This window comes from Planktothrix agardhii (assembly GCF_904830935.1).
GTDB lineage: Bacteria > Cyanobacteriota > Cyanobacteriia > Cyanobacteriales > Microcoleaceae > Planktothrix > Planktothrix agardhii.
In genome coordinates this window covers 2,025,979-2,038,798 of sequence record NZ_LR882952.1, presented here as the reverse complement: position 1 = coordinate 2,038,798, position 12,820 = coordinate 2,025,979, and the positions used below count along the sequence as shown (strand labels likewise).

At 38.9% G+C, this 12,820-nt stretch carries 13 protein-coding genes; 8 read left to right on the top strand and 5 right to left on the bottom strand.

The window, feature by feature from the left end:
- Window positions 1-68: 68 nt before the first annotated feature.
- Together NMG88_RS09440 and NMG88_RS09435 are read right to left on the bottom strand one after the other, a co-directional pair.
- The gene (locus NMG88_RS09440; protein ID WP_026786083.1) at window positions 69-800 is read right to left on the bottom strand and encodes an SIMPL domain-containing protein; all 732 of its coding nucleotides are present in this window, start codon (window positions 798-800) and stop codon (window positions 69-71) included.
- 287 nt (window positions 801-1,087) lie between these two features.
- Entirely contained in the window at window positions 1,088-1,918 is an 831-nt protein-coding gene (locus NMG88_RS09435) for a DNA/RNA non-specific endonuclease (protein WP_227358105.1), read from the bottom strand.
- A 148-nt stretch (window positions 1,919-2,066) separates the two neighbouring features.
- Here NMG88_RS09435 and NMG88_RS09430 point away from each other — a divergent pair, with 148 nt between their 5' ends.
- The 7 genes from NMG88_RS09430 (at window position 2,067) to pdhA (ending at window position 9,884) form a co-directional block, all read left to right on the top strand.
- A complete protein-coding gene (locus NMG88_RS09430; protein WP_042155672.1) occupies window positions 2,067-2,747 on the top strand; it encodes a J domain-containing protein in 681 nt (226 codons plus the stop codon).
- A gap of 53 nt (window positions 2,748-2,800) precedes the next feature.
- A complete protein-coding gene (locus tag NMG88_RS09425) occupies window positions 2,801-3,394 on the top strand; it encodes a Uma2 family endonuclease (protein ID WP_042157754.1) in 594 nt (197 codons plus the stop codon).
- Between the two features lie 283 nt (window positions 3,395-3,677).
- Complete coding sequence (locus tag NMG88_RS09420) at window positions 3,678-4,550, top strand: 6-carboxytetrahydropterin synthase (protein WP_227365037.1); 873 nt, start codon at window positions 3,678-3,680, stop codon at window positions 4,548-4,550.
- Between the two features lie 92 nt (window positions 4,551-4,642).
- Complete coding sequence (locus NMG88_RS09415; RefSeq protein WP_254035363.1) at window positions 4,643-6,607, top strand: tetratricopeptide repeat protein; 1,965 nt, start codon at window positions 4,643-4,645, stop codon at window positions 6,605-6,607.
- Window positions 6,608-6,743: 136 nt separating this feature from the next.
- Window positions 6,744-7,445: a RibD family protein gene (locus NMG88_RS09410; RefSeq protein ID WP_042155679.1), complete on the top strand. Its 702-nt coding sequence runs from the start codon at window positions 6,744-6,746 to the stop codon at window positions 7,443-7,445.
- 79 nt (window positions 7,446-7,524) lie between these two features.
- Window positions 7,525-8,709, top strand: coding sequence for a GNAT family N-acetyltransferase (locus tag NMG88_RS09405; RefSeq protein WP_254035362.1), 1,185 nt, complete (start codon window positions 7,525-7,527; stop codon window positions 8,707-8,709).
- A gap of 143 nt (window positions 8,710-8,852) precedes the next feature.
- Window positions 8,853-9,884, top strand: coding sequence for a pyruvate dehydrogenase (acetyl-transferring) E1 component subunit alpha (gene pdhA / locus NMG88_RS09400; protein ID WP_042155681.1), 1,032 nt, complete (start codon window positions 8,853-8,855; stop codon window positions 9,882-9,884).
- Between the two features lie 112 nt (window positions 9,885-9,996).
- Here pdhA and NMG88_RS09395 read toward each other — a convergent pair whose 3' ends face one another.
- From NMG88_RS09395 to NMG88_RS09385, 3 genes are all read right to left on the bottom strand, one after another.
- Window positions 9,997-10,506: a DUF29 family protein gene (locus NMG88_RS09395; RefSeq protein WP_026786094.1), complete on the bottom strand. Its 510-nt coding sequence runs from the start codon at window positions 10,504-10,506 to the stop codon at window positions 9,997-9,999.
- A 199-nt stretch (window positions 10,507-10,705) separates the two neighbouring features.
- Complete coding sequence (locus NMG88_RS09390; protein WP_042155683.1) at window positions 10,706-11,740, bottom strand: glycerate kinase; 1,035 nt, start codon at window positions 11,738-11,740, stop codon at window positions 10,706-10,708.
- Between the two features lie 32 nt (window positions 11,741-11,772).
- Window positions 11,773-12,105 (bottom strand): DUF565 domain-containing protein, encoded by a 333-nt coding sequence (locus tag NMG88_RS09385; RefSeq protein ID WP_042155685.1) that lies wholly within the window; start codon window positions 12,103-12,105, stop codon window positions 11,773-11,775.
- Between the two features lie 54 nt (window positions 12,106-12,159).
- On the opposite strand from NMG88_RS09385, the gene NMG88_RS09380 reads away from it, so the two are divergent.
- Window positions 12,160-12,726: a hypothetical protein gene (locus NMG88_RS09380; protein WP_042155687.1), complete on the top strand. Its 567-nt coding sequence runs from the start codon at window positions 12,160-12,162 to the stop codon at window positions 12,724-12,726.
- The last annotated feature ends 94 nt before the right edge of the window (window positions 12,727-12,820 follow it).

The following is a 12,820-nucleotide window of genomic DNA, read 5'->3' as shown; positions in this document are numbered from 1 at the left end:
GGTAATGGGTAATGGGTAATGGGGAACAGAGGGGAATTGAACCTCTTTTTCAGGGGTGGGAGTGTCAACTAATAACTAATTTGCAAGGTGACGGAAGCCCTAACTTCCTGTTCTCCGCCGACAACGGGGGTGGCTGGGGCTGCGGCTACAGTATTTGTTCTGTACATGACAGCCATGGGAACAGGGGCACTGGCATTATTAACTTGAATTCCGATAATTTCTCGACGGGTTAAATTGAGGGCACTTAATACGGCGTTAGCTTGACTTTCTGCTTCTTGGGTGGCGAGTTTTAAAGCCTGTTGTTGGGCGGCGTTAATTTCGGGATCGGAGGCAACAAAACTAATTCCGTCAATGCGGGTTGCTCCGGCTTTCACGGCATCATCAAGCAGACTTCCGACTTTTTCGGTGTTTAATCTGAAACTGACGGTATTGGTGGCGGAATATCCGGTTAATCGTTGTTGATCATTAGCATAACTGTAGGTGGGGTTGAGACGAATTCCTGTGGTTTCGAGTTTCTCAACATTGCGCGATCGCAGTAATTCTATCACCGCAGCAGTCCGTTTAGCGGCTTCTGTTTGAACTTCCTCGGCGGTTTTCCCCAAAACTTCAACTCCTAATTGAACTTGGGTTTGGGTAGTTGGAATGGTAACTACCCCTTGACCACTGACCGTTAAGGTTCTGATCCGTTGTTCCTGGGCGAAAACTGGAGCAATGAAGGGAATACTCACTAATCCCAAACTTAAGGATAACGCGGTAATCAGGCTCCAGGGATTGATCGAAGAAGATTGATGTAAAGACATTGTAGACGTCCTTTGAGAGTGAGAAAGGGGTATAACTATCAGGATATTAACTACTATTTAGAAGTTATTTTTACCCTGGCTGTTCCTCAATTTCGGTATATTATCCTAGGATTCAGGATGATCTGCACCATAACTTAACGCTCTGGTAGTGCGAGCGTCCCCGCTCGCTAGAATATTCCTCTCCCCATCTAGCGAGCGAGGACGCTCGCATTACAGGGGTTTTACAATTTCTAAATGCCAAATTTAGAAGGTTAACAGCTTACTGTTTAAATACTCAACAAATTAAACTAACGGTAATCAACTTTACCCTCTAGTTTATCTTGAATATTCTTAGGAATATTGGTTAAAAAATCTAGTCCTGTATTTTGTTCAATTTCATCGACGGAAACTCGATAATCTCGCCAATTATTTGTTTTTATCAAGGAATTAGAGTTAAGCATTCTCACCGCAATAATTTGCGTATTTTCCGTAATCTTTTGATTCGGTTTATCTAAAATAACAATAACTTTCCAATTCCATTTCGGAACAGTTACTTTACCTTTGGCAATGGTTTTTCGTTTACCTTCACCTCCAGCAATTATATACAATTCCTTGCCTTTTTTGATCCATTCTCGACATTCTTTTTCTAAATCACTCCAAATCCCGCGATTTAATTCCGGGGCTTGAGGAATAATATTCGTCATCAGAAAAGTTGTGCTATTCTGGTCAAGGTTATTAGTGCGATCGCCCGAAGGAACTAAATGACCTCGATCATAACCTGTACCCCGATAATCATTGGACTGAACTTGATACCAACCTGGGGGTAAAGTCTCATCCGGTCTAAAATTATTTTGACGTTTTACTATTCCTACCCAAGATGAATTAAGTTGCCAACTCACCCAATTTGCTGTTCCGGTTGTGCTATTATAAGATAGAACAAATTCCGGTTTTTCTATCAAAAAATTAGTAGGATTTTGAGGATCGGATTTCGCTTGACTTGGGTTTCCCAGTTTTAAATGAATATCCGATGCTGTTGGCGGTTTAAACAGAGTTTGACATCCGGTTAAAGTCAGGAAAACAGCAAACCCGATACCCAAATACCGTAAAATATTCGATCCTGATACTTTACTTAATTTCATATTGACCCTGAACCATAATTCATACTATTAATAATAATCTATAGCCCAGAAAAAAAATACTAGCCATTGTCAATCGCGATCGCGCTATAATCAATAGGGTCTGAAAACCATATTATAGAAATCCCCAATTAATCTTAAATCAATCGGTATGACTACGCTCAAAAACTACTACAGTACCTTACAAGTTAACCCCGCAGCGACGGCTACAGAAATTAAACAAGCCTATCGTCGATTAGCAAAAATATTCCACCCTGATAGTCAAACTCAATCGGCTGATCATAACCAAATTATTCAGATTAATGCAGCTTACGAAATATTAAGTGATCCACAAAAACGTCAATCCCATGATCGGGAACTGGGTTTGGGTAAAAATCCCAATTTCGACTCCGTAAAACCCTTTGTTGCCAAAGCCAAAAAACAAGCAACGGAAGCGGATGCGGAACTAACGATTTGGATTAATAAAGTTTATAAACCAATTAATCGTTCTATAAATCAAATTTTAAAACCCTTAAAATCCGAAGTCAATAAACTATCAGCCGATCCCTTTGATGATCAATTAATGGAGGAGTTTCAAGCCTATATTGAACTTTGTAAAAACTGTTTAAATCAAGCTCAAAACCTATTTCGTTCTCGAAAAAATCCCTCACCCGTTGCTGGAGTTGCTGCCCATATTTATTATACCCTGAATCATTTAGAAGATGGACTAAATGAATTAGAAACCTTTACCCTTAATTATGATTATTCGTCTCTACATACGGGACAAGAAATGTTTAGAATGGCATCCAGTTCCCGTCGAGAAGCCCAGGAGGAAATGAAAAAGATTTCCTAAGAACTAAAAAGGTGTTATAATTGAAATTATATTTTGAGCCTATTGCAACGGTTATGGATACAATAATTTCTTTACCTAATCCCCTAGAATTGCAAATCGACTTAACCGATGAACAGTATTTTCAACTTTGTCAAAATAACCGATATTATAAATTTGAGCGATCAGCAACAGGAGAATTAATTATTATGTCACCAACAGGAGGTGAAACCGGAAATCGGAACTTTAACCTAGCAGTGAAGTTTGGCATCTGGAATCAACAAACAAAACTTGGATTAGCATTTGATTCTTCAACAGGTTTTAAACTCCCCAATGGTGCAGATCGAGCGCCGGATTTGTCTTGGGTGAAATTAGAGAGATGGAATGCCTTAAACCCAGAACAAAAAAAGAAATTTTTGCCTCTTTGTCCAGATTTTGTGATTGAATTACGTTCAGAAACAGATACTCTCAAAACCCTAAGAAACAAAATGCAAGAGTATTTGGAAAATGGGACTCAACTCGGTTGGTTAATTGATCCTCAAAATCAGCGCGTAGAAATTTATCATTTAGGAAAAGAAGTAGAAATTTTACAATCTCCTGTTAATATATCGGGAGAAGATGTGCTTCCGGGTTTTGTATTAGATTTACAAGAAATTTGGAATATCGGTTAAAATATAGAAATACTAAAATAGTTATATTTTAAACCAAACTTTAGGAACAACCATGAGTATGTTAGTTTCAGATGAAATTATAAAAGCCAGTGGCTTATCAGAAGACGGTGTTGGCTAGAAAAGCAAGACCATTTTTATTATTTACCTGCTGTTATTAGGCAATACATCACAGACCGGAATGATTGACAGTGCGGGTTTTTATTAAATCAAAGTTGAAATTATCATCAAAAAAGCTTAAAATTAAGTTCATATAAATTAACAACATCCCTCTGGCTCAGATTTTATGGAATGCGTGATCACCCGTCGGGCGCAATTTTCCGCCAGTCATCGGTATTGGTTGCCCGAATTGAGCGCCACCGAGAACCTGAAGCGGTTTGGCCCCACATCTCGCGCCCCTGGACATGGACATAACTATGTTTTGTATGTGTCCATGGTCGGAGAACTCAATGAATATGGTATGGTCTTAAACCTGTCCGACGTCAAACACACCTTGAAACGGGAAGTCACCGACCATTTAGACTTTTCCTACCTGAATGATGTTTGGCCGGAATTTCAGCAAACCTTACCGACAACGGAAGCTCTGGCCCAGGCGATTTGGCATCGGTTGGCCCCCCATCTTCCCCTGACCAAAATTCAACTATTTGAACATCCCGAACTCTGGGCAGAATATCAAGGAAACAGTATGGAAGCCTATCTGACAATTAGTACACATTTTAGTGCCGCCCATCGGCTGGCTCATCCTGACCTCAGTTTTGAGGATAATTTTGAAATTTATGGCAAATGCGCCCGTCCTAACGGTCATGGTCATAATTACCATTTAGAAGTAACTGTTAAAGGGGAAGTTGATCCTCAGACGGGGATGATTGTAGATTTAGAAGGGTTACAAAGAGTGATTAATAATTATGTTGTGGAACCCTTTGATCATACGTTTTTAAATAAAGATATTCCCTACTTTTCTAAAGTTGTACCAACGGCGGAAAATATTGCGGTTCATATCCAAAATTTATTGCAAAAACCAATTCATAATTTAGGGGCGCAATTACATAAAATCAAACTGATTGAAAGCCCGAATAATTCCTGTGAAGTGTATTGTACAAATACGAAATCTGAGTCTACAGTCTCTCAAATCCAACACCCTGTTTTAGCTCAGGTTTAAAAATTGGAAATCGGGTTTCTGCTGCAAAATCCTGATCAAGCGGTGTCAATTCGTAAGATAGAACAGCACTCCCCCTAAACGAATTGACACTTATGCGGTTATCGACAGTTACCCTTTTAACCTTAGCAGCCCTTGTTGCTCAGGACTCCTGTGTTGAAGCGAGTTCTATTCCTGAACAATCTCCAAATCCTCTACCCAATGCTTCCGAGGCGGGTCAGTCGGCTGATGCGGTTGAGATGATTGCATTAGCTCCTAGTTTAGCAGTCAGTATGCCGGAAATGATCGGTAGTCCATCTTTTAGCGATGCGGAATATTCCTCAACAGAACTGGCATCATTATCAATGACTAATGTTCTGGATCAAACTTGGTTAGCGAAATTAGTTAAAATTGTTCAGGGTGAAGCCCAAAGCAAAATTACAACCCCCATTTCCGTCGCACAAATTAGCCCAGCTTCTGCATTAAATTATGAATTTAGTCAGACAATTACTTTATTAAATACCTTATTAATTGTCGCCACATTAATCCCCAGTGTAACAATTTTATTCTTTTGGTTAGTGCGTCGTTTGATAGTTAAAGAGATTGTGACTCAAGCGCAAAAGCAGTTGAACCGAATTGATAATTTAGAAGCACAATTAAAAGCCTCTAAACAGCGTTATCAACAGTTAATTAAAGAATTAGAGGTACAAATGGGAACCGCCCAGGAATCTCTTGATTTTTTAAGCCGAGAAGCTAAACTTTCTCAGTCTTCTATTGAACAAGTAGAAACCCTTAAATCTCAATTTGTATTCCGGTTACAAGCCATGATTTCTGAAGTACAAGAGATTAAAGAGCAGTCTTTAAAAGAATTAAAGGAACAAACCTTAGAAATTCCCAAAAATATCCCCGAATTACCCGATAAAAAATTAGTCTCTTTGAATGGGTTATCAAAATTTTCCGAGCCAGAAAAATTAGTAATTTCTCCGATATCCATGGCTGTTAAATCCCAGCCAGTTTCCGAGTTAATGATTGCTGATGATTACTTAAAAAAAGCAGAATCTTTAATTATAGAAGGTCAGTTAGACCCGGCTTTAAAATATTTAGAAAAGGCAATTGAAGCCAATGCTAATTTAGATCAAGCCTGGTATAAAAAAGCGGGCGTTTTAGTTAAATTACAACGGTATCAAGAGGCGTTATTAACTTATGATCAATGTCTGAGTTTACAACCGCAAAAATATGAAATTTGGTATAATCGAGGCAATATTTTAGTGCGGTTACAACGGTATGCAGAAGCAATTGAATCCTATAACCAAGCTATTAAAATTAAACCTAATGATTATGAATCTTGGCACAATCGTGGGGCATTATTGAGAAAATTCAAACGGTTTGATGAAGCATTAGAATCCTATAATAAAGCCTTAGAAATTGCTCCCGATAAATATGAAACTCTGCATAATAGAGGCAATGTTTTAGCAAAATTACAACGGTATGAAGAAGCGATCGCATCCTACGAACAAGCGATCAAACTTAATCCCAATAAATCAGAATTATGGTTAAATCAAGCCAATGCTTTATTAGCTTTACAACGCCATGAAGAAGCATTAAAATCCTTGGAAAAAGCATTGAGTTTAAATCCTAATAATTTTGAATTATTCAAAATTCAAGGAAATACTTTAGGGAAATTAAACCAAAATCAAGAGGCATTAAATTCCTATAAAAAAGCCATAGAAATTAAACCTGATAGTTATGAAACTTGTTTTGAATGTGGAGAAATTTTAGTTAAACTACAAAAATATTCAGAAGCGATCGCCCTTTATGAACAAGCGATTAATTTAAAACCCGATTCATCAGAAGCATGGCGATCTAAAGGGTTATGTTTAGAAAAATTAGAACAATATCCTGAAGCTTTAGCGTCCTATGATGCGGCTCTTTCCTGTCAGTCTGATGATGCGCAAACCTGGCGTTATAGAGGTTCTTTATTGTCTAAGTTAAAACAATATCCTGAAGCAATTTCTTCTTTAGGAAAAGCGATTTCTATTCAAAAAGAATTGAGAAATGCTAAAAATCATCTGGTTAGTTAATTAGCTAAACTGTTAAGGATTTTAAAACCTAATTTAACCACAAAGACACTAAGACACAAAGAATATCAAGAAGTTGTAAACACTTAAGTAATGCTTACTGTGGGTGTATTATTGGTGCTTGTTGCGAATTTAATTTATGACTCCTCAACCCGGTGTTAACCGACCTCAAACGACGGTAATTTTAGCGATGAGTGCGGATGGTAAAATTTCTGATCAAATGCGATCGCCCGCCCGTTTTGGTTCAGAACAAGATAAACTACATTTAGAAAAACAAGTGGCACAAATGGACGGGGTTTTATTCGGTGCGGGAACATTAAACGCCTATCAAACTACTATCAAAATTACTGATCCTGAATTATTAAAATACCGAAAACGGCACGGAAAACCCCCTCAACCCATACAAATAGTTGTATCTGCTTCGGGAAATATTAATCCGAATTTACGTTTTTTTCAACAATCTGTTCCCCATTGGTTACTGACCACAAATCAGGGTCAAGAATTATGGAATAATACAGAAGGGTTTGAAAATATAATTATTACTGATCATAATTCCAATCAAATTAACTGGAGTATGGCTTTTGAACAATTCCAAAAATTAGGCTTAAATAAGTTAGGAATATTAGGAGGTGGTCAACTGGTTGCTTCCCTTTTAAAACAAAACCTGATTGATCAATTCTGGTTAACCATTTGTCCCTTAATTTTAAGTGGTAGAAATTCCCCCAGCCCCGCCGATGGAGAGGGTTTTTTATCCGCCGTCGCCCCCCGTTTGCAATTATTGGAGGTACAAACCATAGGACAAGAAGTATTTTTACATTATCAAGTATTAACTGGCGAATAATTATGTTATTTCCCATTTTTGTAAAAATTAGATTACCCTAAATATTGAAGAATGCGTCTATCATCATTTTTGAAATAATATGGTAAAACCCTTAACCTCCTCCTATTCGACCCGTTGGATTAATACGGTTGCTGAAGTCCCTCAAACAGCCTGGGATAACCTAGCCCAACCTTTAATTACGCCCTTTTTTGAGTGGGATTGGTTGCATAACATTGAATCATCGGGAAGTGCTACTGGACGCACGGGTTGGTTACCCCATCATTTAACCGTATGGCGGGATCAACAGTTAGTAGGAATTGCACCTTTATATCTTAAAGGGCATAGTCGCGGGGAATTTGTTTTTGATAATCAATGGGCGGATGTTGCCCATCAATTAGGCATTGAATATTATCCTAAACTATTAGGAATGTCGCCTTTTACTCCAGCCGAAGGCTATAGATTTATGATTGCACCCGGAGAAGATGAAGAAGAAATTACGGGGTTAATGGTGCATTCAATTGATCAATTTTGTATTGAAAATAAAATTTCTGGCTGTAATTTTCTCTATGTTGATCCCGAATGGAAACCGATGTTAGAAAAGTTTGGGTTTGCTTCTTGGTTACACCATAGTTATATTTGGAAAAATCAAGAATATGAAAGTTTTGATGATTATTTAAAAGGTTTTAATGCTAATCAGAGGCGGAATATTAAGCGGGAACGTAAAGCAGTTACTCAAGCGGGATTACAACTAAAAACTCACACGGGTGATCAAATTCCGAAAGCGTTTTTTTCGGAAATGTATCAATTTTATGCTAGTACCTGTGATAAGTTTGGTTGGTGGGGAAGTAAATATTTAACCCGCAGATTTTTTGAACAATTGCATCATAATTATCGGCATCGGGTGGTCTTTGTCGCGGCTTTTGATGATACTACCCAACATCAACCGATGGGAATGTCGTTTTGTTTAACTAAAGGCGATCGTTTATATGGTCGCTATTGGGGAAGTGTTCAAGATATTGATTGTTTACATTTTGATGCCTGTTATTATTCTCCGATTGAATGGGCAATTGAAAACAAAATTTCTCTGTTTGATCCGGGTGCGGGAGGTCGTCATAAAAAACGTCGTGGTTTTCCCGCCACACCAAATTATAGTTTGCATAGATTCTATGATCAACGTTTAGCTCAGATTTTAAAGTCTTATATAGGACGAATTAACGAAATGGAACAACAGGAAATTGATCATGTTAATCAGGATTTGCCTTTTAGTAATGATCAATCAGATTGATTCTAAATCCCCCTAATTATCTTAATATTACCCAGACCGTAGGGGCGGGTTCGGGTCAATATTTGTTAATTAGCAGAAATTTTAATAAACCCGCCCCCAACCTGTAAAATAGAATCTCAAATTGGTAAAGGTAATTGGAAAAAATGGTACAGGAACGCACGTTACCGACGTTTAAGGCGGATGCAAATGCTGTAACCCGCGATGAAGGGTTAATGCTGTATGAGGATATGGTGCTGGGGCGGCTATTTGAAGATAAATGTGCCGAGATGTATTATCGGGGCAAAATGTTCGGTTTTGTCCACCTGTACAACGGTCAAGAAGCCGTGGCTACGGGGATGATCCGGGCGGGTCGTCGGGATGAGGATTATGTTTGTAGTACCTATCGGGATCACGTTCATGCTTTGAGTGCGGGGGTTCCACCCCGGGAAGTTATGGCGGAATTATTTGGTAAGGCCACAGGTTGTTCTAAGGGTCGGGGCGGCTCGATGCACCTATTCTCCTCGGCCCATAATTTATTAGGGGGGTTTGCCTTCGTTGCTGAGGGGATTCCGGTGGCTACAGGGGCGGCTTTTCAAACCAAATACCGCAGGGAAGCGATCAATGATCCGAATGCCGATCAGGTAACTATGTGTTTCTTTGGGGATGGCGCTTGTAATAACGGCCAATTCTATGAATGTTTGAATATGGCGGCATTATGGAATTTGCCAATTATTTATGTGGTGGAAAATAATAAATGGGCGATCGGCATGGCCCATGACCGGGCAACTTCTGACCCGGAAATCTACAAAAAAGGCCCGGCTTTTGGAATGCCTGGTTATGAAGTGGATGGGATGGATGTTTTGGCGGTTAGGGAAGTGGCTAAAAAGGCCGTTGCTCGCGCCCGGGCGGGTGAAGGCCCAACTTTAGTTGAAGCTTTAACCTATCGTTTTCGTGGACATTCTTTGGCCGATCCCGATGAATTACGCGATAAAGATGAGAAGGAATTTTGGTTTGCTCGTGATCCGATTAAAAAATTTGCGGCTCATTTAACCGAACATAATTTGGCAACCCATGAGGAATTGAAAGCTATTGATCAGCAAGTTCAAGCCATTATTGATGATGCGGTAGAATTTGCCCAAAGTAGCCCGGAACCTGATCCTAAAGAGTTGTATCGTTATATTTATGCCGATGATTAATAAACTTTAAATTGAGACATTAAAACGGCATATTATTTCTGTAGGGGCGGGTTCGCAAAAATTTATCATAGTAATCATTGATTGTACTAAACCCGCCTTTTTTATCGGATTATTAATCTTTCCAAGCATTTCCTCCGGGTAATTCTATTAAGGTTTGATCAACTTGAGACGCTAATTCTTTAGCCGGATAACGATAGGTTAAATCGAGTAAGATTTGAGCCCTCATTAAAATTGAATCTCGTTCTACTATTTCTGATAATTTAAAAGGGGTATAGGTTCCATTCATGACTTCAACACTGGCATCTCGAATGGCATCTTCCAAGCTATCTTCTAACCAAGTTTGCCATTCATCTTGTTGAATATAATAGGATTTTTTATTATCTTTAAGATTGAGTTTTTGGATTTCTCGAATAGAACCTCGGATAGAAGCTGCCCAAGAATTTGTTAACCTTTCTTCAATTTGATTTTTAATTAAATGAATCAACAGTCTAAGTAAATAAGACTGAATATTGCGTAAAATAGCTTGTTTTCCCATTCCTTCCAATTCATCAATAATCATTAACGCTTGGTCATAGCGTTGTTCTTCGATGCAAGTTCTTAAATCAATCAGTTCTTGTACCATAGTGAATTTCTGCAAATGCGATCGCTATTTTTAATTCTTAAAACCTTTAACTCATAACTTGAGAGTTGGCAATTTTCCAAATTCCATCCCAATATTCTAAATTATAACGTACTAATTTGGTATTAAAGCTACTTTCAATGTTAATCTGCGTAATCCTCATTGGAAAGGGAGATTTAGGGGGATCTAATCTCGGAGGTAATCATAGATTAACCTGATAAACATTCCCGATAGAATGATCGGGATTAATCTCTATAATTAAATCCACAAATTCGGGATTTTCCATCAAGGAGTTTATAAACAATTCGGGATGTAAGGCTTTCCAGAAATAATCAACAAATTGACTAATTTCTACATCAGTCATTCCCGATTTTCCTGTTTTAATCATATCATGTTCGGCTTGGATTCGCCACTGTTTTGATAGGCGATAATCTACAGGATTTAAAATTAGCAACCGATCTAATTTTTCCCATAAATAAATATACCCATTTAACTGTTTATTCATGTCCCTAGCAAATTTTTTATCCGAGGGAGTAATAATCGGAACTGGGGCAGAATCAAAGAGTTGGGGGTTAATTGGTCTACAGCCTACAAACCAACCTTCAAATAAAATAATATCAATTCCGGTCACGAATTCCGGTGAAATGCGATCGCCTGCCCCCTGCCATAATGACTTATCAAACCGAGGAATGGCAATGGTTTGATCAGGCAAAGGTTGACGCAATTGATCTAAAACCTGGATTCCTAATTCAAGATCGTGGGTTCCGGGTGGCCCTCGCCAAATTAAACGCGGATCAGCTTTTTGTAATTGTTGACGTTCCGAATAAGTTTTATAGAGATCATCTAAGGACAAGCTAAGTGTGTCATAGTGGAACAGAGACAAAATATAAGTTAAGACTTTCCCTAGAGTTGTTTTTCCTGTGCCTTGCCCTCCTAATATTCCTTGAACCAGAGGACGACCCAAGCGTTGACGATGTTCAGCCAGTTGGGCCGCTAAAGGTAGCCAAAATTTCCACAGGGTTTCTAGCTGTTCAAATAACAGAGGAAACTCAATCTTTTTCTGTTGAAGTTGACAGAATAGACGGGATCGGGCTTCTATGTTCACCATAACATTTTCCGGTGTGATTCCAAAAGCAGTTGAACGTTGATGATCAGACAGTTCCCATTCTTCTAAAACTTCTAAATCTGTGGGCTGGGGCTTTTGTCCAGTCTTCCAAGCCTTGAGAATTTCAATCATAGACCATCCTAATTTTATTCAATGAATTTCTATCATGAACCTAACATTGAGGCTAACAAAAATAACCCATAACTCAAACCAATTTTGAGGGCATTTAGATTTTCTACCCAAAAAGATTGTCGTAAACGAGGAGAACGATTGTAAGCTAACCAGTTAACCCCTTCGACAAAGATAGATATTACTAAAGCCACCGTCACATCTAAACGCCCCCTTTGTCCGGTTATCCCAGAAATAGCCACGGCTAGGAATATCCCAAACAGTAGACTAATAATTAGCAGCGAAATCCGTCGCCAAGGATTCATTAACAATCGCCCTACCTGGGCATTAATTACATTGACAAGTCTATTCAGACGGGTATTTTGCATAAAACAGAGTGTGAATTTTAGTGGGATTAATGATCTAATTTAAAGCAAAAGATTATGAAAGATAAACTTTATCCAGCCTTTCTAATTACTGGAATAATTTTATTAACTTTAATTAGTTTAAGGCAATTTCTGTTTCGCTATTGTGTCCAAACGGAGCGAAAACCCGCCGAACAGATGGTCTTATCTGCCCATAGTTCCCTATCTACAACTTTTCCTAAAATCTCTATTCCGCAACCATCCCCCCCGAATATTAGTCTTCCCTTGAAATCTGAGATGATTTCCCCGTCTTTGCCTCCACTGTCCACAAACTATCGCCGAGGGTCATTTCGAGTCAGTAACCTGACGGAACATCCGGTGCGTGTGGCCCTACTCAGTCGTTCGGCGCCGAATATCACGGAACCTGTTCACTGGGATTTTGCCCCCGCCGAGGGTAGTAGGGAGGGTCTGATTTTATCCCTTCCCCAAGAAAATTTAATCCTCAAATCTGGTGATATTCTGGTGGTTTTTGCTCCTGATGGTTCTCGCTATTACTGGGGGCCGTATATTGTCGGGGAAACTTCCCTTCCAGCTTGGAATCCTCAAGACCAGGAATGGGAATTGGTAATTAAACCGACCCCATGAAGAAATCAATCATTGTAGAATTGACTCAAGCAGCAATCTTCCTAATGATGTGAGTATTTATGCTTCCATGTACGATAATACAGCAGGGAACACC

Bases quoted from the DNA above. Each gene is read 5' to 3' on its own strand.
- NMG88_RS09440 (WP_026786083.1), bottom strand. From the start codon at position 800: ATGTCTTTACATCAATCTTCTTCGATCAATCCCTGGAGCCTGATTACC.
- NMG88_RS09435 (WP_227358105.1), bottom strand. From the start codon at position 1,918: ATGAAATTAAGTAAAGTATCAGGATCGAATATTTTACGGTATTTGGGT.
- NMG88_RS09430 (WP_042155672.1), top strand. From the start codon at position 2,067: ATGACTACGCTCAAAAACTACTACAGTACCTTACAAGTTAACCCCGCA.
- NMG88_RS09425 (WP_042157754.1), top strand. From the start codon at position 2,801: ATGGATACAATAATTTCTTTACCTAATCCCCTAGAATTGCAAATCGAC.
- NMG88_RS09420 (WP_227365037.1), top strand. From the start codon at position 3,678: ATGGAATGCGTGATCACCCGTCGGGCGCAATTTTCCGCCAGTCATCGG.
- NMG88_RS09415 (WP_254035363.1), top strand. From the start codon at position 4,643: ATGCGGTTATCGACAGTTACCCTTTTAACCTTAGCAGCCCTTGTTGCT.
- NMG88_RS09410 (WP_042155679.1), top strand. From the start codon at position 6,744: ATGACTCCTCAACCCGGTGTTAACCGACCTCAAACGACGGTAATTTTA.
- NMG88_RS09405 (WP_254035362.1), top strand. From the start codon at position 7,525: ATGGTAAAACCCTTAACCTCCTCCTATTCGACCCGTTGGATTAATACG.
- pdhA (WP_042155681.1), top strand. From the start codon at position 8,853: ATGGTACAGGAACGCACGTTACCGACGTTTAAGGCGGATGCAAATGCT.
- NMG88_RS09395 (WP_026786094.1), bottom strand. From the start codon at position 10,506: ATGGTACAAGAACTGATTGATTTAAGAACTTGCATCGAAGAACAACGC.
- NMG88_RS09390 (WP_042155683.1), bottom strand. From the start codon at position 11,740: ATGATTGAAATTCTCAAGGCTTGGAAGACTGGACAAAAGCCCCAGCCC.
- NMG88_RS09385 (WP_042155685.1), bottom strand. From the start codon at position 12,105: ATGCAAAATACCCGTCTGAATAGACTTGTCAATGTAATTAATGCCCAG.
- NMG88_RS09380 (WP_042155687.1), top strand. From the start codon at position 12,160: ATGAAAGATAAACTTTATCCAGCCTTTCTAATTACTGGAATAATTTTA.